Raw genomic sequence first — 23,550 nt, forward strand, 5'->3', positions numbered from 1 at the left:
TAGAATCGATAAATGATGAAATATTGGCGAAGCTATGATTAAGGGGCATAAAAAAATCCGATGACCTGTGATCATCGGATTTTGATCCTATTATGCCAAATGTCAATTGCTTAACTGATCGGCATTGAAGCTAATGCTTGGCTTTTTTATTTTTTAACGGCGTACTTTTTGCGAGTAACGTCTATAAAGCGTATAGAAGAAGAGGTAAACAATTAAACCTAGAGGCAATGAACCTCCACGTGTTTTACTCTCAACAGTTACCCGTTTTTTAGAGTTCACTAAAACATTAAATTGCCCCTCAACAGTACCACCATCACCGTCTGATACTGTAAATGTCACCGTATCGATCCCTTCAAAACCAACGTTTGGTGTATAGGTTAAGGTGTTATCAGTATTGATAATGACCGTACCATTATTTGCCGATGCGAAAATAATAATGAATGAATTATTATCTTCATCTGACACATTTGCTAAAACGTCTACAGTTACTGGGTTTTGATCCTCAGTGCTTACATCCACGATGAGAGAAATACTTGGTGCTTTATTTTCAACAACATCAACATTTACCTTAGCGTAGCTTGAACCACCTTGACCATCAGAGATTGCATAGGTAATGCTTGCCGTTCCTAGATGCTCTGCTTGTGGAGTGAAATACAATTGATTATTAGCAATACTAACTTGGCCAATATCAACTGAGGCAGATGTTAATGTCAATGAGTCACCATCAGCATCACTATCATTTGATAACACATCAAGATAAGCAGCTGTATTACGTTTAACCACAACAGTATCGTTTTGCGCATCAGGTTTAGTATTTGTGCCGGCTAACGTTGCTAAACCACTTGGGTCTTCGATTGCACGATTGACTAGTCCATCCGCATCATTAGGACCACCATCTTCGATAGTCAATTGCACACACCAGTAGCCTTCTTTTAAGCCTTCTTCATATTGTGCATCACGAGGTGGTGGGCAGAACCCTTCAACACCCGGTGCTGAAGCGATACTATTCTTACTATCTACGACAAACTCAGTCCAACCTGTAGGCATCAACTTGCGATAAACCGCATTGCTCGGAACCGGAGAAAATTGCGCCATAACAATACTCACAGATTGCCCTGGCACTGGTATATCAGTCACATTGAAGTCAAATACACCATTTTCATAGTTAAAGCTTGCATCAACAACGTTGTTTTGACTGTTACTTGCGAATTGCTCAACTTCTTCCCCAGTAATTCCCGTTTGCGTACCATGTGCAACAAAGGCAACATGTCCTAGGCTAAGCTGCAAGCCTGGCTCTGTTTCCATTAAGAAAAACTCACTTTCGTTGAACTTCTCTTGCAACACATTTTTCGCCAAAGAGACTGAATCGATATAATCAGGAATACCGTCATTATCACTGTCACCATAACCTTCTTGTAGATCACTAATACCGTCAAAATCGGTATCTTCTGAAGTGAGTAACGGTGCAGACTCTAAAATTGTTAATTCTAATTTCATTGAGCCTGTTTTATCACCATCACTGGCAACAATGGTAAATTGATAAGTACCATTTTCCACATTGCTAGGGTCAAAGCTAAATTGATCGTCAATCTGATCGATATCTATAATACTGTCGCTCGACACACTCCAATCATAACTATGGGTATCAGCTAAGTTTGCATCGATCACTAATGCACTAATCGTCACTTCACCGGCATGCTTATCTATTATTCGACTAGTAAGGCCGTTTTGACTTGCAAATAATTGTACGCTTGGTGCGACATTACCCTCTGCAATTGTCAATGTATGTGTACCTAAAGGACCAATTACAGCACTTTGTGGATCAGACAGGCTAACTACGACTGTTTCGCTGCCTTCTTCATACTCATCTTGTGCTAAATTTACAACAAGTTGCGCCTCTCGCTGTCCTTTGTTAAAGACAAACTCTCCATCCACTAAATCATGGTCAAGCCCTTGTGTTGCATCGCCTGACACTGAGTATGGAACAATAACAGGGTAACTTACTGCATCACCATTGAGAATGGCTTTAATCGTCACTGTTGTCCCTTCTGTAGCTGTTTGGTCTTTACTAAAGTTGACTTGGGGTACAACATGGATCAGCTGTGTTGCCGAGACTTGGTCACTGCCTTCACCAGCAGTCCACACAACGGTATGGGTACCTGATGCAAAAAATCCTTTAGAGCTAGCTGTTACTCGCACTGGGTTACCTAAAGAATCAAGTGCAATCGCCGTTCCCATGTTTACTTTTGTGAATAAGCCCTCAGATGCAATTGTTCTGTCATCTGGCGCTGTAATTGTAATGTTCTGTGATGTTGAGACTAACGAAACAACTAAAGTCACTTCGGTTATTTCACCACTGCTATCTCTAATTTGATAAGTGATTACAACTTCACCAGTCATTCCAACAGGTGCGAGATACTCAAGCTTATTATCAACAATCCGGACAACACCTGCACTGGCTGTAGCATTTAGAATAGTTAACTCATCGCCATCTGCATCACGATCATTTGCCAGCACGTCTAAAATCACAAACTCATTTAAGTCAGTATTAATCGTAAAGCTATCCGGCACAGAGATAGGTGCATCACTTACTGGATTTACTATGATAGTAACGGTGGCAAGCTCTGAACTTACTTTTCCATCTGATACTTGATAACTAAAACTGTCAGTACCGTAAAAGTCAGCATTAGGCTGGTACGTGAAACTATTAGCATCCATCGTTAACGTACCATTACTAACCGGTGTCACTAGGTTGAATGTCAGATCATCGCCATTGTCATCAAAATAGCTGAGTGTAAAGGTGATGCTCTCGTCTTCATTTGTGCTAAGTTGTTCACCGTTAGCCACAGGCGCAGTGTTTGCAATAATAACAGGGCTGGTTGCACCCGATGTAAAGGTCTCAGTATTACCGTTGCCATCAACATAGGTTACTACAACCGTTATCGTCGCGCCGATATCAGCATCGGTTAGCATGTACTCCGATAGTGTTGCACCTGAAATTAATACCCCATTGCGCATCCATTGATAGGTAAATTCACCTACGCCATCAGGGTCTTCAATGGTTGACTCAACACGCAGGGTTTGGCCTTGTTTAGCCTCGCCACTGATACTAATACCACCGGTTGCTTCATCGTTAACATCGGCAACTGTGATAACAAAGGTTTGTGTATCAGTTAACCCTTCAGCATCAGTTACTAATAAAGTAACAGCATGAGTGCCCACATCATCATTAGTGGGTGTACCACTTAGCTCACCTGTTGCAAGATTAAAATTAAGCCAACCTGGCAGTTCTGGGGCGCTCAACTTATAGCTATCAGCACTGTCTACATCATTGATAACTAATGTATAACTATAAAACTCATCTTGTGTCGCAGAAGTTAACGCTGCCGATTCAATAACAGGCGCATCATTTACAGACAAGATGGTAATAGTCACTGAAGCAATATTGGATTTAGCACCTTCGTTATCAAAAAGGGTATAACTGAATGAATCGATTCCTACATAGTTACTAGTAGGTGTATATGCAAACGTACCATCTGCATTGTTCACAACCTGCCCGAAAGAAGGAGAATCCACGATTTGCAGTGAAGAAACATCAATGCTGCCATCTACGTCATCATCATTGATAATCACATTTATCACTATTGATTCATCTTCATTTATTTGCACAGTATCATTGTTAGCTAACGGTGCATCATTTACAGGTGTGACTGTTAATGACACGCGCGCTGCGTTTGACCATTCACCTAGATCATCTTTTACCCGATAGGTAAACGTATCCTCGCCATTGCTATTGGCATTAGGTGTGTAACTTATAACTCCCTGAGACGCGATAGCAATACCTTGAAGTGGGGCGTTCACAATTTCAATACTGCTTTCATCTAGACTACCATCAACATCAGAATCGTTTCCTAACACATTGATATTATGAAGTGTGTCTTCCAAAATCACGGCTGTATCATTGTTAGCTATTGGAGCATCGTTTATGCTTTTAATAGTTAAGTTAACAGGTGCAATATTTGACATAAGAGATTGTTCATCTTTAACCGCATAGCTAAAGCCATCACTACCAAAATAGTTACTTTGTGGCGTGTAGGTGATTTGTCCTGATTCACTATCAATATTTAAAACACCATGACTTGGATCTTTTGTAACTGTTACATTTTTTACCAATAACTCACTGTCAACATCGACGTCATTATCTAAAATAGAAAGTATCGTAGGGATATCTTCGTTTAACTCAAACGTATCAGCGCTTGCAACAGGTGCGTCATTAATCTCACCAATAGTGATCAGCACAGTGGCACTTTTAGAAAATGCCCCTGCTTTATCAGCAATACGATATGTAAACGAATCGCTGCCACTAAAGTTGGCTTTTGGTGTATATATAATCAGTTCATTACTTACTTTGGCATCCCCATTTTCAGGCAATGTAACGACTTCGAGAGTTGATAGATCAATTGCATCATTACTATCAATATCTTTATCGTTTGCCACCACATCGATTTCGACCGCCATGTCTTCGTCTGTTGTGATCTCATCACCTAGAGCAATCGGAGCATCATTCACTGCATTGATAGTTATCGAGACAATTGAAGTATTCGAACGACTGGCTTCCATATCCTCTACAGTATAAGTAAAACTATCTTTGCCGTTGTAGTCCTTATTCGGGGTATAGGTAATTACCCCCGTTGCTGTATTTAGACTCGTTTTACCATGCTCTGGGGGTGTCACAACCATCACACTAGCAGGGTTCAGTTGACTATCGACATCAGTGTCATTCTCTAAGACATTTATCGCAACAATGTTATCTTCATCAACACTAGCTGTATCATTTTGGCTGACAGGCGCATCATTAACATTCAAAACTGTCAGCGTAAATTTCTGAGTACTTGCTTCATTCTTTGAATCAACAGCAAGCAAGGTAATCGCATGTTTCCCAACATTTTCGTTTGTGGGAGTACCACTTAAGACTTGGCTGACACTATTAAAGGTTAACCAAGAAGGCAGATTTAAACCTGAGTATGTGATCGAATCACCAGGATCAACATCTACTGCAGTAAACTTATAACTATAGAGCTCGCCCTCTGTTGCTGTTGCGACAGGAGTAGATGTGATAGTTGGTTTATCATTAACATTAGCAACATTAATAACAAAATCCTGTCTGTCCGATGCATTTAAAGAATCTGCTACAACAACGGCAACATAATGCGTGCCAACATCATCATTTGTTGGTGTGCCTGATAAAACGCCAGTTTTTGAATCAATTGTTAGCCAACTAGGTAAACCAATTGCACTAAATGTAAGGGTATCACCTATATCCGCATCACTTGCCTTAACTGAATATAAATATTCAGTGTCTTCAGTTGCCCATACCTGTGCAGAGGAAGTAATAACAGGCGCCTCGTTCTTGCGAGTTACACTTAAAGAATATTCTTGTTTAAGTTTTTCAACTCCATTTTCAAGTACATGAATCGTGATAGGGTAAGTGCCAATATCCGTTTGTTCTGGGAGACCTGTTATAGTTCTCGTTACGGCACTATAAGAGAGCCAACTAGGAAATGTATCGCCGAAAGAAACGATAATCGTTATCGCATCATTGTCTGCATCAGTGGCTATAATTTTATATGTATATAACTGACCAACTTGCACAACTTTAACAGGTTCAGATTCAATGACGGGTAGATCATTAACTGGGATGACTGTGATACTAAAGACTTGATTTGTAATTGGTTCGACAGAGTCTTCTCCTCCATCAGCTAAGTCAAAATTAAAACTATCTGACGTAGTTTCACTACCATCATGCTTATAATAAAGCTTTGAATCATCAAGTGTTTGCTGGGTAAACGTGCCATTCACAGCAAGTCCCTCACCTGAGTCTAAACTACCATTATCATTAGCATCGACAAACAAACTACCATTCGTAGGTACTGATTTAAGCGTATATGTTAACCCTGTCCCAGAGTCATCACTATCTTTTGCAGATAACATACTATTAGTAATAACTTTTGAATCGCCTTCATTAATTGGAAGTCCTGTATTAATCGCAATAGAAGGAGCTTGGTTTATTGCATTTACTGAATAAGTTAAAAGGACAGGCGTTACACTTTCAGTGCCATCAGTAAGTTCGGTGGTGAATGTAAATTCACCAATGTAGTTACTGTCCAGAGAAAAGGTTAAGTTATCAATAGTGGCATTTACATCACTGGCACTTCCAGATATTGTTAATACACCTGAATTTGCATCATAGCTATACACTGCATTTCCACTAGCACTACCTGAAAAGTCACCTGCGACAGTATCCGAAAGTGAAATTGTAAGTAGAACATTATCATCATCATTATCAGAAACTTTTACATCTTGAAACGGGTTTCCTATTGATATCCCTTGATTAATAGATTGAGAAGAATCAGAGAAAGATGTTGAAGTATATTTTTTTACCGTGCCTTGTGCCAATGAATTACCATCGGCATAAAAAACATAAGGTGTGTTTTGGCTATCAAGAGCTATACGATTAAAGTCAGTGAAAGCTTCGCTAAATCCCCTAGCTCCAACAAACTGCCAAGAGTTATTTTGATAAGTTACGACACTCCCTCTGTTTGGATCAACTCCATAGTCTGTAACAAATATAAAGGGTATATCGTTCTTTCCCAATACAAAGTCGGGAGAAAATACTGCGTCACCAGTGATATCTTCGTGGAGTATAGTCCAGCTTGTACCATCAAATTTATAAAGTGAAAGTCTCTTTGTAAGTCGGCTAATTTCGGTTTTAGTGCTCAATAATATATTGTCCTTGCTGTCAATTGCTATATTCGTGTAATTTCCTTCGACATTTGAAACACCGGCTTTGCCGACATATCCCCAAGATGAGCCATCAAACGACATAACTGAAGCACTAGTGGAATCTAAAGAAAAGTCTCTAAATGAAACGTAAGGCGTATTTGTACTATCAAAAGCAAGATCAGTGTAGGCTGCTTTTGCTAGTGAAAACCCTTCAACACCCACCCTTACCCAATTAGCACCATTATACTTTTTTAAAACAGCTTTATTGCTGAAGTTACTATCATTATAAACAACATGTAAAACACCATTATTATCAAATGCTAAATTAGAGTAAAAACCTAAGCCGCTCGATATAAGTGAGCCTACATCATTCCAATTACTCCCATTAAAACTCAACACTCTTAACCTGCCTGAGTTACCTTCATCTGCAAAAGAAATGTATGGGGTATTATTACTATCAAAAATGATATCTGTGTAATAAATGTCACCATTTGCAATATTTTTATTTCCAACATATTCCCAATCTGTGCCATTGAACTTCATGACGCTACCATTATGCTCTGATGTATCAGCGAAAATTACCCATGGCACATCGTTAGCATCCAGTCTAATTCTTGAATGGTTCCCACTGTTAGATGACCCAGCAAACCTAGTACTGCCTAATGATTCCCAGGCGCTAACACTCAAGCTAGGCGCTACATTCGATTTAGTTACATTTAATGTTGAATTTTTTTGCACATTATAATCAGACAATGACCGACCATTTTCTAATGTTTGACCATTAAAGGTGATAATTTGCCGAGCTTGCTCGATACTCGTCTGCTGCTCAACAAGGCCTTTTACCGTATCAATGCTGTCACTTGGCTCAACATCGAGTGTGAAAGTCTCGTTCGGTGCAATGATTGTTATTGGCATAGCCAATATAGACATAGGCGCAATAAGCGCTATTAGGTATAGGTATTTAATAATTGTTGATAGCATGACGTAGTGTTCCTGTAGAAACTTCAAGCTGTGAGTAATATCATCAAAATGATTTACTCAGATTCTCAGCTATTCCTTGAGATAATTTAAAATGTACGCCCCTTGCGCACATCGATAATGAGTTAGTCGAAGTAATATCTTGCGCCAATAGAGAGCATCGAAGCATCAGTTGCATCCAGCGCTGCGTGGTCGTAACTAATAAAAACTTGAGTACTTTTAAAAACAGCAATACTTGCTTCAATGCCAAAGGTGACACTGTTGCCACTTCGTTTTGCATTAAATAGCTGTGAAGAGTCTATTTGGTATTGGTAATCTTGTTGCCAATCTAAATACCCCAACTTACCAGTCAGTGATATCTCTTTGGTAACAGGCCACGATGCTAAAAGTGATATTTGCGGCCCCTTTGCTGATTCTGGGTAAATTTGTTCCATGGTACTGTGTAAGCTGTCTATGTTGGTGACTTCACCAGTAAAGCTGAAATGTCTTTCGCCAAAATCTACATAACCAACTTGCAGTGAGTAGAACGAATTGAATTTATAACCAATTGCAGCTTGATAACCTGTATCTGAGTCCTTAATCGACACAGAGTTAATTATGGCTCCTTGTTCAATTAATGATGACGTTAGTTTTTTTTTGCTGAGGTCTGTTGAAGCTGAACCTATTTGTCCTGATAAAAACCAGCCTGTTTGCTCAGCTTTGCCCTGTTGACTGCAAAATAAAGAACCAGCAAATAGGATGAATGTAGCAAGCTTAAAAACAAAGCCATTTGAACTAGCATTAAAATATGAAGCATTCAAAGTGGGACCTCTTGAACAGATTGAATCTAATTGCAACGTATCCACTGTTAATTACGAACATCCACTTTGTACATACCATTTACATTAGATTAAAATATTACGAGTTCGAATGAGAAAATTCTGATTCAAGGTGAGTTTGTGAAAATTCCGACACCCTTTGTTACTAGTTCCGAGGGAGGGGTTTTATATGATATGGATACCAATTAGGTACCAACACAACAAGATTCATGCCACTGAATTTACAATGCTTTTATATGAGATTTAAAGTTTTGATGAATAACCGTATTAAAAAGGTTTTTACTCTGTGCACAGTGTGGGCTTTGATCTACTGCTCATACAGTGATGCAAATCCAACGAAACAACTTGAATCAGCATTTGCCACCTCATTGGTTTTAACTGATGGTGACAGCATTACTTTAGGATTTGGTGATTTTGATCCTCAAACCATATTTAACCCACAAAATACTGTCAATGAAGAAGACAGCATAGCACTGAGAAAGAAGTTAAAACTCTACAGCATTCCGCTTAAATGGCAGGTAAATAACCCTATCTACCAACACAACATTAATGTAGTAAGTCGGATCAGCTACCTAAATCAATCAGATTTCATTTCGCTGTTTGATAATGTAGCTGACGACTATATTTCTGAAACTGTGTATAACGGGATGCTCGGCTTTAACGCAGAAAAAGCTCTTGGCTCTAAGTGGTCATATCAATTTGGTTTGAATACTCACTACTTACATTACAACAATGATTACGACTACAACTCTCCCGAGTCTAGGCGTAATTTAAAGCCTTTAACTGATAACCTTTACACCAATCTTAATAGCAATGCACTGGTGTTAAACCCTAATGCAACCATGATTTATCGCCTGCCTAGATATTGGGGCTATTACGAATATAAGCTTAACTTTAATTATTACTATGGCTGGGCACTATCTCACCCTGACGGTATACATAATGCAGCCCCTGAAACTTGGCGAACACTAAATGGTATTAAAGCAACGTTTAACATGTTTAAGATTGGACCATTTGAGCAAGCATTTTATATCAAAGGACAACGTATCGACTTAGGTGGTGATAGTCGAGTTGCATTCGGAACTGATCATTTTTATGAGTATGGTATAGGCTTTTTATGGGATGCACAGCGCTGGACGTCTTGGTTCAACAATTTTGGTATTGGCATCAACATCCATAACGGTAGCAGCCTAGATGGTGCTGCAATTGTCTTATACTTTAATGAAATTTAAGTCCATTTTTAAAAGAAAAAATTTTTAAACAGACTATATTCTTATATTACTCAACGACATAATTATTAGCTAATATACATGGAAGATATATGAAACATCACCTCGCACTTGCCTGTTCATTACTCGCTTTAACGGCCTGTGATAAAGCCCCAGAACAAACAGCTAAAACACTACCACTCCAAGTTAGCGTAGCAGATGCTATTTATTACGGTGGCGATATTCTCACCATGACAAGTGATGAACCAAAGTACGCACAAGCAATTGCAACGCAAGGCGACAAAATCATCTTTGTTGGTGATAAAAGTAAAGCACTTGAGCATAAGTTTGGCAAAACAAAGCTAGTTGATCTACAAGGTAAAACCTTAATGCCGGGCTTTGTTGATGGCCATAGCCATGTCTATGGTGTTGGGTTACAGGCTATGGTAGCCAATTTATTACCGAGCCCTGATGGTGATGCCAACAGTGTTGAGCAAATCGTTAATATTCTTACAGCCGCACAGCTTAACCCTGATTACACAACATTTATCGAAAAAACCGGTGCTATATTAGGGTTTGGTTACGATGATGCTGAGCTTGATAGATACCCGACTAAAATGGACTTAGACCGCGTTAGCACCGAAAAGCCAGTCATTATCATTCATACCTCGGGTCACTTAAGTGTCGCAAACAGTAAAGCCTTAGCCATGGCGGGCATCGACGAAAACTCAGAAAACCCTAAAGGCGGGCTAATTCGTCGTATGGCGAACTCACAAGAACCCAATGGGGTGCTCGAAGAAAATGCGCACTTTGGTTTACTGTTTAAACTCATGAAGTCTTTTGGTCCTGAGTTACAAGATTTAATGCTACAAGAAGGACAAAAACTCTATACAAAATACGGCTACACCACAGCACAAGAGGGCCGAGCAACTCAAGAAGCCTATGATTCAATGGTAAGAGCTTCAAAAGCGAATAAATTTGTGATTGATGTGGTTGCATATGCCGATATGGCCACCAGCAGCAGCTTTATGGACTCAGCCTATAATAGTAAAAGCTACACGAATCAGTTTCGGATTGGTGGTGTAAAACTTAATTTTGATGGCTCTCCACAGGGTAAAACAGCCTGGTTATCAGCCCCCTACCTTAAAGCACCTGAAGGTCAAGAAGCTGGCTATTTAGGTTATCCTACCTTTAATGATGAACAAGCATTTGAATATGTTGAGACTGCCTTTGCTAATGGCTGGCAGGTTATGACCCATGCCAATGGAGATGCCGCAATTGAACAATTTTTAGATGCTGTTGAAAATGCCAACAATAAATTAGGGAAAAAAGACCGCCGCCCGGTGCTGATTCATGGTCAAACAATTCGTCAAGAGCAGGTAAATCGCCTTAAAGAATTAGGTATTTTTCCGTCGCTCTTCCCAATGCATACCTTTTATTGGGGCGATTGGCATGTAGATTCGGTACTTGGCCATCCGCGTGCTGATTATATTTCACCAACCAATGCGGTCAAAGAGCAAGGGTTGATGTTTAGTACCCATCACGATGCACCAGTAGCATTGCCAAATGCGATGCGCGTTCTCGATGCGACAGTTAATCGCACAACACGCACTAACCAAGTACTTGGCCCAGACCAACGCGTCTCTGTTTATACTGCACTACAAGCAATGACCACTTGGCCTGCGTATCAACATTTTGAAGAAGCATCAAAAGGGCAATTAAAACAGGGGATGCAAGCTGATTTAATCATTTTGGATAAAAACCCACTTAAAATTGAGCCAGAAAACCTACATAAACTGCAAATTTTATACACTATCAGTCGCGGTAAAACCGTTTACACAAAACAATAATGGAATAGAAAGATGATCAATAAACTCATAAAAACAATGTTCATAGTCTTATTATCATTTACAGCACTAGCTGAGCAAGCAACCAGCATACAACTCGATATTTTAAATTTACATGCCCAATCTGAACACGTTTATACATCAGGTCAACCGAGCCAATCAGACTTTGCAAAATTAAAAGCGCTGGGGGTTGATACCATTATCAATTTACGCGGCGACAATGAAACGAGTTGGTCAGAGCAAGAGGTAGTTAAAGGATTAGGGTTAAACTACTACCCTATTCCAGTGCAATCAAAAGCCGACATCACCCTAGAAAATGCGACCAAATTACACAACTTGTTGGATCATCAATCTCAGCATACTACCTTAGTTCATTGCGCCAGTAGTAATCGTGTAGGCGCGCTAGTTGCGCTCTATCATGGTGTCACTTTGAAAAAGCCAATAGATGATGCTGTTGAAATTGGAAAACAATGGGGACTAAAGAGTTTAGAGCCTGTGGTAAGAAACAAAATAAAAGAAGAAATTGGTCAGCACTAAGCTGACCAATTTTAAATTTATCAAAGCTGCCATGCATAGCTTAGCTTGGTAAAAAATGTACGTTGATCGCGCTCAACACCTTGCAACGAATCGTCTTGATAACCTTTGTCTGAATAACCTAAGTAAAACAGCGTCTGTGAGTTAATTTTGTATGAATACACTAACTGACTGCCATAATCACGGTTAGTTTGGCTTACATCAAACCGATAAGCTTCATTATTTCGATCAACATCTTCAAACTGCAAAACAAGCTTTAACATTGAGCGCATATTAAATTTATAATAAACGCGTAAATCGGTTAAGTTCGCCGTATAAACACGTTCATTTTGTTCGTTATCTAGGTAGCTATAACTATGCTCAAGTTGCACTTGCCAATGATCGTTAATATCCCATGTCATTTCAGGTTCAATTCGCACCATAGTACCTAGAGCTGCATTACTGTAGTCAATTTTGCTGCCATATTGAGCATACAATAAGAAACGAACATCCCGAATGGGCCTAAAACCGCCGTAGATATAACCTATGTTCTGATTAAAGAACTCACCGGCATAAAACTCATTACGATGAATAAAACCAATTTCGGTTTGCGACTGCATCTTACCTTTAAAAGTAAAATAGCCATCATACTCTTCTTCAAGTAGGTCACCATTTTGTGCCCACGTTTTATCCCACTCGGCGTTATAGCTATACTCAGTAATAGCATCATCAGCATTGCGATACCAAGTTTGCCCACCGCCTAGTTCAATTTTTTCATAATCGACTTTCGCCTGATAACCGAGATCTGAACGATACTCCTCGCCGATATTTTCGTAGCTCGCATACAGCTCATAATCACGTTTAGTTCTTGTAAACTCAATGGCATAAGCTTGATCCGATTGATTTTTATCAACCCCGTAATAGTCTACTAAAAAGTCTGCATTCGTAGTGTCTGTCGTTGCTACTTGATACTGCAAACTATCTGACTGGTTAAACCAATAACTCCCATCTATCGATAATACCGTATTATGGTAATCATCATTTTCGCGGTGGGTGCTCATTACGCCAATCGTCCCTTTTTGGCCTATATCAAATTGATAACGCCCTGCCACAGCTTGCGTTTTATCCGCCAAATTCGCAAAACCTGAACCTTGATTAGTCGGTAACAATACACTGGTATTCTGATCGTCAGCGTACATAAAGCCATAACTGTGTGCGCCGGTTTTGCCTGTTAACTTCAAACCGACATCAGGTTCAGCAATCATTCGCGTATATAAAAGCTCTAGTTGGCTTGTATTAAAATAAGACGCACCATCTAAAAAGAATGGACGCTTTTCAGCATAATAAATCGAGTAAGTTGTATTTACATCAAGCTCTAAAGAGTCTGCTTCTACTTGAGAAAAATCAGGGTTAATAGTGGCGTTAATTACCGCATCTTGAGTCACCCCCCAACGTAAATCTAACCCTGCTTCAGTATCAATATCACCATTTTGCCAATCACCTGGCACTGTGTCTTTGGTATCATGACGAAGCGCCGTTAAAGTTGGTGTAAGCTGAATGTTTTGGCTTTCAGTCATGTTGGCAAAACCAGTAAGTTTATCAAACTGACAAAAACTACATTTTACATCTCGGTCAAAGCCAACATTCGACATCTGATAATACACATCACGCGGGTAGTTTCGCCAAACTGCAAAGCTCCACGTTAACTCCGTTTGGTCTTTTGGAAACCGAAGTGCTGTGAATGGAATACGCATTTCAACCACATACCCATCGTCAGTTATTTGCCCTGCACTATCCCAAATAGCATCCCATGATGGGTCTTCCACCCAATCATCAATATCAGTCATGCGCATATCGCCTTGCGCACCAAGGGGGTTTACGTAAAACTCATAGCCGGTACGTTCATCATTGAAAGTATCTATCATCAAGGCAACATTATCGTCTTGCCAAAGAGTATCGCGATCACGAAGAGCGGCGCGAATTTGTGAAGGGTCATTGTCTTTTGCAATAAACCCAACATATAAGTATTTACCATCTTCGTATATAAACGCATCAGTTTGAACAAGTGGTGTGCCTTTTTCGGTCGGTTCATTTTGATATTTCAAAGGCACTTTTGTCGCATATTTCCAGTGAGGCTCATCCATCACACCATCAACACTAATAGACTCTTTAATATGGGCAAGCGAAAATTCTGCTTTATCAAATGCATGTGTGTAAAAAGGCATGCTGATAACACTAAATAAACAGGTAGGGGCGATGATTTGATTTATTATTCTTTTTAAGTACTGCATAAACATCCATTTAGAGACTGATGCGTTAAAAACGCTATTTAACTGATTTCAAAGCGATTGTAATTCAGTGAGGTACATTTGTTAACCTAATTCTACATTTCGACAGCCAAAAATTAACAAAACACGCCTTTTGTATTAATTTCAGAGTAAAAAAAAGCCCCATCACCTTTCAAAGTGATGGGGCTTTTTTATAACTAAATTATTTTTTAAGACTTAACTTATTGCCTTTTAATGATTTACGCACATTTGCAATACGCGAACGGTTCTTTGCGCGGGCCTCACCTGTAGCTTGGCCTGATGGCTTGTTTGTACGACTACGGCGTAAATGCGATGGCTTTTTAACTATTTTCTCAATTAATACATCACGGTTACTTACTTCGTAACCAGGCAATACGATTCGTTTAATGCGTTGGCCAATCAGCTTTTCAATATCGAATAAAGTATTTTCTTCTTCACGACTAACAAATGAGATAGCCTCACCTGGTTTTCCTGCACGACCAGTGCGGCCAATACGGTGAACATAGTCTTCTGCAAGCCATGGTAAATCGATATTAATAACACGCGGCAAGCCTTCAATATCAATACCACGCGCAGCCACTTCGGTTGCTACTAGTACGCGAACTTTGCCTTCTTTAAATTCACGTAATGCGCGGCGACGGTTACCTTGCGTCTTATCACCATGACAAACAACAGCAGGGATACCATCAAGATTAAGCTCTTTAACAAGCTCATCAGCTGTTTCTTTCATGTTCACAAAAACCAGTACTTGCTGCCAGTTTTTCTTACCAATTAATTCAGATAAAAGCTCTTGTTTACGGCGCTCTTCGACTGGATAAACAACGTGTTGCACTGTTTCTGCGGTACTGTTTGTTTGGTCTACATGAATGATTTCTGGTTGTTTTAGAACTTTACTTGCAAACTGTTTAATTGCCGCAGGAAAAGTGGCAGAGAATAATAAAATCTGACGCGCTTCATTACAGCCGTTGATGACTGTTTGCATATCATTGATAAAGCCCATATCTAGCATGCGGTCAGCTTCATCAAGCACTAAATGTTTTACACTTGCTAAGCTGATATTACCTAAACGAATATGATCAAGTAAGCGCCCAGGTGTTGCTACAACAATATCGACACCCGCTTTAAGATCATTTGCTTGGCCAGCTAAATTTATACCACCAAATAAGCACACTGTTTTAAGTTCGGTATACTTAGCAAACGATTTGAAATTATTAGCAATTTGTTCAGCAAGTTCACGAGTCGGCGCAAGCACTAATGCACTCGGGGCATTATTATCACTAACTGCTGATTCTGATAACTTTTGGATTATTGGTAATGCAAATGCCGCGGTTTTACCCGTACCAGTTTGCGCACTAACAAGTACGTCTTTGCCTTTTCTTACCGCAGGAATTGCACTACGTTGAACGGGAGTAAGCGTTTCGAAATTAAGCTCATCTAATGCCTGTAAAAGCTCAGAAGAAAAACTAAATGATTTAAAATTCATGCTGTATAACCTGCGGCCATTATATCAAGGGTCGCAAATTATACAGAAAAAAAATGATTTTAGTTAGTTATAACTTAACTAAATATGCGCTAAATGACTTAATCTGCACTTAAAGCAAAATAACGTCTTGCTCAGCTAAAATATTTGCCTCACTACCCACAATATCAGCAACATTAAGTTCGTTAATATAACCTAAGCCAATTTCTTGCTGCGCATTTGTTAGTGGCACATAAGGTAAACGGAACACAGGGTTCACAGCACCAGTCATCATCAGCGCCGTATTGATCGCAATCGGATTAGGCTCGCAGAATAACCAGTTCATAAGTGGCTGTAGTTTTGTATTTAGTGCCTCATTTTTTTCATCCATCAATTGACGGAAAAGGCCGGGAATTAAGTTAGATGTAACTGAGATCACGCCATGGGCATTATGAATATGCCTTGCATCATGCGCTTCATCGTCATTACCTGACCAACAAGCTATGCCTTGCTGTTCATAATGTGCGATACGCTCATTACCACCGCACTCTTTTACACCGATAAAATGCTTGTGTTTTGCCAAAGGTTCAATGATATCAGGTGTTAAGTCTTGACCTGTGCGACCCGCAACATTGTAGATAAACGCCGGGCCAATATCGAGTAAACGATTAAAGTGCTCTTTTACACCAGCCATTGACGTACGGCCATAGTATGGATTAATTTGCAGCGCCGCATCCATACCTGTTGCAAAACCATATTCAGTTGCTTTTATAGCTTCACGCGTATTATTACTTCCTGTGTTACCAACAATTAATAAGCGGTCAGAGAATTTGCTCACACTGTGTGCGATTAGCATTAAGTGCTCTTCCCAATTCATTAGTTGACCTTCACCGGTCGTCCCACCGACAATAATGCCATCAACTCCAGCTGCAATTTGTTGTTCAACAAGGTCGTCATAACAAGCAAGATCAATTTCACCATTGGTTAAATAAGGTGTTTTAATAGCAGTGATCAAGCTTGCTTGTTTAATTGTTTCTAGGCTGCGCATAACTTTTTTAATGTTTGGAAAATTTGCGCTAGTTGTATCATAAACCCAGCCATTTTCCGAGTAGTCTGATGCAATAAATAAAAAAACTTGAGAAAAAATCAAACTTAAGCCAAAATCAAATACTGTATAAATTAACAGTATTTATTGTGAGTAATTGATAATGCAACTTTCCAAATTTTTGGCAACCTACTTTTATACTACTGAAGAGCTATGTCAAACCCTCTCAATTGATGAGGATACGCTTGCAAACTGGCAACAAAGTAGCTTATTTCCCAAACCTAGTTATTGTTTGCAGAGTCAATTAGAGTGCAGTTCATATTCAGGTATTTATCAGTGTGAAGAGTATCAAGACTATTACCCGCGTGGTGCAGCAAGTTGGGGGCAATTAATCATAAAACATGACATAAGCTCATCATGCCAAGCCTTTAATTATTTTGCTCAACATTACTCAACACAACTTGCTAAACTTGCTGAACAAGGGTTTGCCATTGACGAAGAATTGTTTGGTAGCGACATAGATGAGCATTTACAACAAGTATGGCAGCAATTTCTATGCAGCAAGTATGGCGTGCTAACACAAAATGGTCTCGTTGAAGAAGCTGTGCAACTTGATGTTGCTAAACTGCTTATTGATGATATTACTGAGCTTCGGACAAAGACTGGTTTGAGCGTGGAAGAGCGCCAAACCCTGCATAAAGCACTCAAACTCATGAATCGCGCATTGAGTCACGGTACCGGGCACGAAGGTAAAAATACCCTTCGCCATCGTTACATTGATGATGTGGTGGCAAAATATGATTTATCAGTAAAATAACGGCTATAAAATCCGTTTTTTCTTGAAAGTGAACATACCATGAAACCATGCACAAAGTTACAACAATGTATCACATGTTAACTTTTGGTTAGTACATTTTGCTACTTTTGTTTTGTAGGTTTTCAGCTAGATAGCCGTTAAATTCATCTCGAAGAGTTATCTTTGGGTCATTAAAAACATGACAGCCTCTCGATAACTCCTTTCTTCCCAATAAATTATATTAAAACGAAGGATGAATAGATGAAACCTTTCCCAAGGCTTGGTCGCGTCAAAGCGACCTACTTGGCTATGCTCGGTTTAACCTTTGCTCAGCCAACTTTAGCGCAAACTAATGTAGTAACTAATCAAACTAAAGCAGATGCGCTTACATTTACCCTGATCACCGGTGATAAAGTCTCTGCTGTCGTAAACAAAGATGGCGAACTTAGCGGCATTCGTTTGCTCAATGCTGATGGCTCCGATGCAATCACCAGTATTTTTAAACGCGGTAAGAGCACATACGTTGTACCTAATCATGCACAAGCGCTTGTTGACTCTCAAGCAATCGATTTAGAACTATTTAACATTAATAAGCTGTATGAATCTGGCTATGATGATGCGTCAACAGATGCTTTACCTGTTATTGTTGAGTACAAAGACGGAACTCTAGCTGGTGCGGCCGTTCCATCAGCCTTAGCAGGCATGTCTCTGACTGGCGAAATCGAGCTAATCGATAGTGCAGCGTTTGCTATTAGCAAAGAAAAAGCGGCACAAACCTGGCAAACTTTGGCTTCACAAGCTGATGTAGAAGGTATTTGGCTGGATGCTGTAGTGCATGCACACAAAGTAACTCAATCAGCAGCCCTAACACCTACTGTGCCATTAACAGGTGCTTATGGTGAATCTGCAATTAACTTCAATGGTGCAGGCATTAAAGTAGCCGTACTTGATACAGGTTATGATACTGAACACCCAGACTTACAAGGTCGTGTTATTGCATCTCGTGACTTTACCTATTCAAGCAATGGTGTAGATGACTTAAACGGACACGGTACGCACACAGCTTCAACTGTTGCAGGTAATGGTCATGAGTCAGATGGGAAATGGGTAGGTGTTGCCCCAGCAGCTGATCTCATCATTGGTAAAGTACTGAGTAATACTGGCTCTGGTTCAACCTTCGGTATATTAAATGGTATGCAATGGGCTGTGCTTTCCGAGCAAGCTGATATCGTAAATATGTCATTAGGTGGCTCGGGCACTAGCTGTGGTGGCCCACTTGTAGAGATGGTGGAAGCGCTGAGCGACAAAGCCCTGTTTGTTATTTCTGCAGGTAATAGCTTTACCCGCGAGACAATTGGTCTACCAGGCTGCGCGCCAAGCGCACTGACTGTTGGTGCAATTGATAGAGAAGGTAATACAGCTTCATTTTCATCACGAGGCCCATCGCCAGATGGTCATTCAGCAAAGCCTGATATTGCCTCACAAGGTGTGTCTGTTGTAGCTGCTGCTTCAGGTGGTCTAGGCGATACTGCATACCGCGTCTATTCGGGTACCTCAATGGCTGCGCCTCATGTTGCTGGTGGTGCTGCGCTTGTTATGCAGGCTCGTGCAGAGCTTAGTCCACAAGAAATTAAAGACGTTCTAACTTCGTCAGTATTTAGCGGTGATTCTCACGTTCTTGAGCAAGGAGCTGGTGCGATGAATATCGACCGTGCCATTAACCAAGCTATAGTTGCCCCTGCCAACCGTGAACTAGGCTTTTTTGAAAACAGTAATAGCGATGAATTTACACAAACTCACATCACACTGACTAATACGTCTGATTCAGATATTACCCTTAAACTGAAGCTAGATTTAATTGGTGAGGATGGCAAAACGCAATTACCTGCTACGCTGGCAGGTTTAGATACCAAAACAATCACCATACCGGCTCAAGGTGAAGCAAATGTACCTATGTGGATTGACCCACGCGTTGCACTTAATAACGGTGCATATGGTGCTATCACAGGTCGAGTTACAGGCACGACTGTTGGAACAAGCGATCATCAAGTTACAGTTCCTGTCTCTTTTTGGGTTGCTCAACCTACCGTGCAATTATCTGTTAACTTAACCGACCGCTGGGGCAATCCAGCCACTTCACCATCAAAGCTTTATCTAATCAACGAAGAAGATGATTGGGGTAGCTTGGTCAGATTATCTGGCGGCAAAGCGAGTATTGATGTTCCTGCAGGTTACTACACACTGATTGCAAACATCATGACATTCGACAACCCGCAAACAAGCTCAGGTTTAGTTGAATCAGCAGCACAGATGGCTGTTTTAAACCGTAAAATTGATGGCCAAACGCATATCGATTTTGATGCCCGCAGCGCTCAAAAAGTTACCTTTAAAGCCGATCAGCCACTCGATCCACAAGGCTATTCTTTTGGTTTTACCTATGCAATTGACGATGAAAAAGTAGCTAAACTCGCAGCGATTGAGATGGCACCAGATTACGTCAATGAGATGTATGCTTGGTCACAGGGCCATGATGATCGTTTTCGCTCATTCATTACCACTCGTGCCGTTGCGCCTGAGACAACGGTCATGATGCAAAATGGCGAAAAGCTTGATTACATCAAGCAAGGTTTAGCATTATCATTCCATGGTGAAGGGTCTGCTGAAGTTCTCCCTGTCGGTGATGCTGGTTATAGCACGGATTGGAGCCAGTTTGATCTGGATGGTAAAATTGCACTTATTGCAAATCCAAATTATCTCACCTCTTACATGGTTGGTAATGCTATGAAACATGGCGCCATAGGCGTGATTTTCTATCGTCCAGACCGTGGTGGTCGCTATAAAGGTGCAATTACAGGCACACCAAAGGTACCAGTTATCGGTATCAGCACTGAACAAGGTGAAAGATTAATGGCCGAGATTGAAGCCGGCAACAATCTTGTTAGTTGGTCAGGTATAGCCGCTGAACGCTCGCCATACGCTTACTCAATTAATCACATTACTGATGGCAGGATTGAGTCAGGGCAAATCAATATCGCTGACCATAGAATGCATAAGATCACTGCCTCGTACCATTCACAAAATGATGAACGTCCAGCTTGGACTGATGTAATGGCAATGACCAATAGTACCGGTGAATTTTATTCGACGGGTAGCTCACAACTTATCATGTTGCCTCAGGTACGAGACGAGTATTACACCGCGACAGCTAAAAATGCCTGGACTAACGTTGTTATGCCTAATTACCAAATTCAAAGTGCGGGCGCTTATTTTGACGGTCCTCGTGCTATGACCGAAGGGGCCGAAGAAACAACAACATGGTTTAAAGGCCCTCGAGCAGGTAGCTTGGGCAGCGGTGGTTCACCGATTATTCGTCGAGATACTAATGTACTTTACTTTAATCTTGCCTCGTTTGGCGATGCGTCAAACCATGACGGTATTTTTGGTTATATGGGCAGCTCTGCATTTGGCTTACGTTTAGATGGCGAGCCAGTATTTCCATATCAAGGAACCTTAACACTCGAGCCAGGCGACCACCAAGTAACCCTTGAAATGCGCTCTTATGCTCGTGGTGTTGGTGAGCGTTCACCTGTTAAAGATCATTTAGGGTCACTCTATCAAGGCTTCTACACCTTTACTGCTAACGAACAACAGCAGGGTGCACAACCTATCTTGGTGCCTATGATCGACTTACCTGTTGATATTAATAACAGCATGCAAGTGGGTGAAGCGGCGCATATTAAACTAACAGGTTTACTCGATGGAGTTGGTGAAGTACCGCTTGCAAACGTAGAGTTCCAATACGCTTACGGTCAAGAATGCGGTATCGAAACAGTCCCTGCTTATATTTATTGTCCAGTATCGACTCAGTTTTCAACCGAAAATTGGCTTGATGCTAAAGTAGAACAAATAGACGGTGAATGGGTTGCTACTATTCCAAATACCGGCGTTAAAGGAGACTTTGTACATATTCGTACTATCGTTTCTGACTATGGTTCAAGTTCTGCCGAACAAATTACTATGCGAGCATACATGCTTGACTAATAAGTTAATGCTATAAACTAAAAGCCGCCTTTGGGTGGCTTTTTTTTAGTTCAAAAAAAACAACAAAACAGTTAATTTGTTTAGGTAATTCAGCTATAAGCTAATCTAAATGCTCATAGTGTCCACGATAGACTTCAAAGGTTTTAACCACGGTATGTTGTTCTTTACTCAGATTATCAAACCAATGATCAAAACGCTCATCATCATCCTGCTCACTAAGTGCTAGATACTGAGCCAAAAGCTCTATTATGTCGTTATGTGAACACAGCAAAGTATCAACTTGGTTTGCTAATGTAGAGTGATCTTTATCGCGAAGCGTGTTCATTACATTTTGATCTAGTTCTTCGCGGCCAGCTATATCATTCACTTCCATATCCCTCTCTTAAATAAGCACGCATACCTAGTTATAACAGCCTTATTAACAATAGCCAGTTTTTTAAATTCAACTGCTCACTGATTGTTCATAATGACTAATTTTAAGCCAGCCAACCTACAAATAAGAATTATTTTTATCTTGAAGCCTGTCTCTTTTTGCTTTATATTTGATATATTATCACATAACACAAAAGGTAAATAATGAAGCCTAATATACACCCTGAATACCATCAAGTAGCGTTTCACGATACTGCTGCCGACAGCTACTTTATTATCGGTTCGACGATTAAAACATCGCGTACTATAGAGCTTGATAGTAAAACATACCCTTACGTACCAATTGATATATCGAGTGATTCACACCCATTTTATACCGGCAAGCAAAAAGCAGTAGCAAGCGATGGTCGTGTAGCTGCATTTAATCGTCGTTTTAAAAACTTAGCGAGCAAGTAAACCGCGTTTAGGAGTTAAAATGAAAGTATTAAGCTCTCTTAAAAGTGCAAAATCCCGTCCGGGTTGCCAAATTGTCAAGCGCAAAGGCCGCGTTTATGTAATTAATAAAGACAATCCGCGCTTTAAAGCAGTTCAAGGTAAAAAGAAAAAGCGTTAAAAAAGGTGCTTCAGCACCTTTTTTAAGTCTAATTTCGAAAATTAAATAATATTATTTTCCAAATAACAGCTGCCAAAAACCTGGCGGCTCATGGAGTTCATGGTATTTTTTTCGTAAATCATCTATTGATTTAAGAGGTACTTTCGCTGCATCAAGTCCCTGCTTGCTGGCTAGTTCTTTAGCCAGATTTGCCTGTTTTATTACTTTATCAAGTCCTTCAAGAGATGCTGTTTTATGCTGTTTAAAGTCGGCTGTCCGTGCTTTTTCTAACAAGTGAATAAACTCATCAATTGATGTATTAAACACTTCAAGACTCGTTGCACGAACCGAGTTTTTATAAGCCAGCCCCATGTTCTTCATATTTGCTTCAAGATCGAGCTCTTCTGCTACACAGACTGCAGAGAAAAATACCAATAAGGTAACTAGAATAAATTTCATAAAGTACTCATGTGGAAAAACTTGGCCGCATTATATGTCGAAACACATCATCAGCCTAATTCAAAAAGTTAGCATCAGTTTATAAAGCATTATTACGATACCAAAAATCACATCTATTGATAATCATTTTCATTGCATAAAAGCCAACTATCAATAGCCACATTATCAATCTAAAAAACCAACTCAACAATAAACCATTGTTATAAAAAGTTTTAAGTGGCTACATTTTGCTACGAACTTTTGATTTGGGAACAATAGGGACAATGCTAGAGTGTTCTCGTTAACATTTGGAAAACATAGTTAACACCCCACCCAGGGATAGAACAATAA

General features: G+C 40.1%; 14 protein-coding genes. 7 read left to right on the forward strand and 7 right to left on the reverse strand.

All coding sequences use genetic code 11. The features are described from left to right. Positions 1–153: 153 nt before the first annotated feature. Together L1264_RS15195 and L1264_RS15200 are read right to left on the reverse strand one after the other, a co-directional pair. Positions 154–7,764, reverse strand: a complete 7,611-nt coding sequence (locus L1264_RS15195) for an Ig-like domain-containing protein (RefSeq protein ID WP_199527772.1) — start codon at positions 7,762–7,764, stop codon at positions 154–156. A gap of 122 nt (positions 7,765–7,886) precedes the next feature. After that, positions 7,887–8,561, reverse strand: coding sequence for an outer membrane beta-barrel protein (locus L1264_RS15200; RefSeq protein ID WP_199527773.1), 675 nt, complete (start codon positions 8,559–8,561; stop codon positions 7,887–7,889). A 254-nt stretch (positions 8,562–8,815) separates the two neighbouring features. Here L1264_RS15200 and L1264_RS15205 point away from each other — a divergent pair, with 254 nt between their 5' ends. The 3 genes from L1264_RS15205 to L1264_RS15215 all read left to right on the forward strand — a co-directional run bounded on the left by L1264_RS15205 (position 8,816) and on the right by L1264_RS15215 (position 12,171). Then, positions 8,816–9,811 (forward strand): Solitary outer membrane autotransporter beta-barrel domain, encoded by a 996-nt coding sequence (locus tag L1264_RS15205; RefSeq protein ID WP_168246758.1) that lies wholly within the window; start codon positions 8,816–8,818, stop codon positions 9,809–9,811. 89 nt (positions 9,812–9,900) lie between these two features. Next, a complete protein-coding gene (locus L1264_RS15210; RefSeq protein WP_199527774.1) occupies positions 9,901–11,637 on the forward strand; it encodes an amidohydrolase in 1,737 nt (578 codons plus the stop codon). A 12-nt stretch (positions 11,638–11,649) separates the two neighbouring features. After that, positions 11,650–12,171 (forward strand): fused DSP-PTPase phosphatase/NAD kinase-like protein, encoded by a 522-nt coding sequence (locus tag L1264_RS15215; RefSeq protein WP_199527775.1) that lies wholly within the window; start codon positions 11,650–11,652, stop codon positions 12,169–12,171. A gap of 20 nt (positions 12,172–12,191) precedes the next feature. Here L1264_RS15215 and L1264_RS15220 read toward each other — a convergent pair whose 3' ends face one another. The 3 genes from L1264_RS15220 to dapA form a co-directional block, all read right to left on the reverse strand. Then, positions 12,192–14,438 carry a DUF5916 domain-containing protein gene (locus tag L1264_RS15220; protein ID WP_425343210.1) on the reverse strand — a complete coding sequence of 749 codons (2,247 nt, stop codon included), beginning with the start codon at positions 14,436–14,438 and terminating at the stop codon, positions 12,192–12,194. Between the two features lie 199 nt (positions 14,439–14,637). Further along, positions 14,638–15,939 (reverse strand): DEAD/DEAH box helicase, encoded by a 1,302-nt coding sequence (locus L1264_RS15225; RefSeq protein WP_199527777.1) that lies wholly within the window; start codon positions 15,937–15,939, stop codon positions 14,638–14,640. 109 nt (positions 15,940–16,048) lie between these two features. Beyond that, the gene (dapA, locus tag L1264_RS15230) at positions 16,049–16,963 is read right to left on the reverse strand and encodes a 4-hydroxy-tetrahydrodipicolinate synthase (RefSeq protein WP_135926939.1); all 915 of its coding nucleotides are present in this window, start codon (positions 16,961–16,963) and stop codon (positions 16,049–16,051) included. Positions 16,964–17,123: 160 nt separating this feature from the next. On the opposite strand from dapA, the gene L1264_RS15235 reads away from it, so the two are divergent. Both L1264_RS15235 and L1264_RS15240 read left to right on the forward strand, forming a co-directional pair. Continuing rightward, positions 17,124–17,777: a DUF6058 family natural product biosynthesis protein gene (locus tag L1264_RS15235; RefSeq protein ID WP_135926334.1), complete on the forward strand. Its 654-nt coding sequence runs from the start codon at positions 17,124–17,126 to the stop codon at positions 17,775–17,777. Between the two features lie 240 nt (positions 17,778–18,017). Beyond that, a complete protein-coding gene (locus L1264_RS15240; RefSeq protein ID WP_199527778.1) occupies positions 18,018–21,797 on the forward strand; it encodes a S8 family serine peptidase in 3,780 nt (1,259 codons plus the stop codon). Positions 21,798–21,897: 100 nt separating this feature from the next. On the opposite strand, the gene L1264_RS15245 is transcribed toward L1264_RS15240, so the two are convergent. Further along, positions 21,898–22,170 (reverse strand): hypothetical protein, encoded by a 273-nt coding sequence (locus tag L1264_RS15245; RefSeq protein WP_135926332.1) that lies wholly within the window; start codon positions 22,168–22,170, stop codon positions 21,898–21,900. Positions 22,171–22,373: 203 nt separating this feature from the next. On the opposite strand from L1264_RS15245, the gene L1264_RS15250 reads away from it, so the two are divergent. Both L1264_RS15250 and ykgO read left to right on the forward strand, forming a co-directional pair. Beyond that, positions 22,374–22,625, forward strand: coding sequence for a type B 50S ribosomal protein L31 (locus tag L1264_RS15250; protein ID WP_199527779.1), 252 nt, complete (start codon positions 22,374–22,376; stop codon positions 22,623–22,625). Positions 22,626–22,644: 19 nt separating this feature from the next. Further along, complete coding sequence (ykgO, locus tag L1264_RS15255) at positions 22,645–22,782, forward strand: type B 50S ribosomal protein L36 (RefSeq protein WP_138557741.1); 138 nt, start codon at positions 22,645–22,647, stop codon at positions 22,780–22,782. A 51-nt stretch (positions 22,783–22,833) separates the two neighbouring features. Here ykgO and L1264_RS15260 read toward each other — a convergent pair whose 3' ends face one another. After that, positions 22,834–23,220, reverse strand: coding sequence for a cytochrome b562 (locus L1264_RS15260; RefSeq protein ID WP_199527780.1), 387 nt, complete (start codon positions 23,218–23,220; stop codon positions 22,834–22,836). Between the last annotated feature and the right edge of the window lie 330 nt (positions 23,221–23,550).

The sequence above is a fragment of the Pseudoalteromonas sp. APAL1 genome (genome assembly GCF_021532475.1).
GTDB lineage: Bacteria > Pseudomonadota > Gammaproteobacteria > Enterobacterales > Alteromonadaceae > Pseudoalteromonas > Pseudoalteromonas lipolytica_C.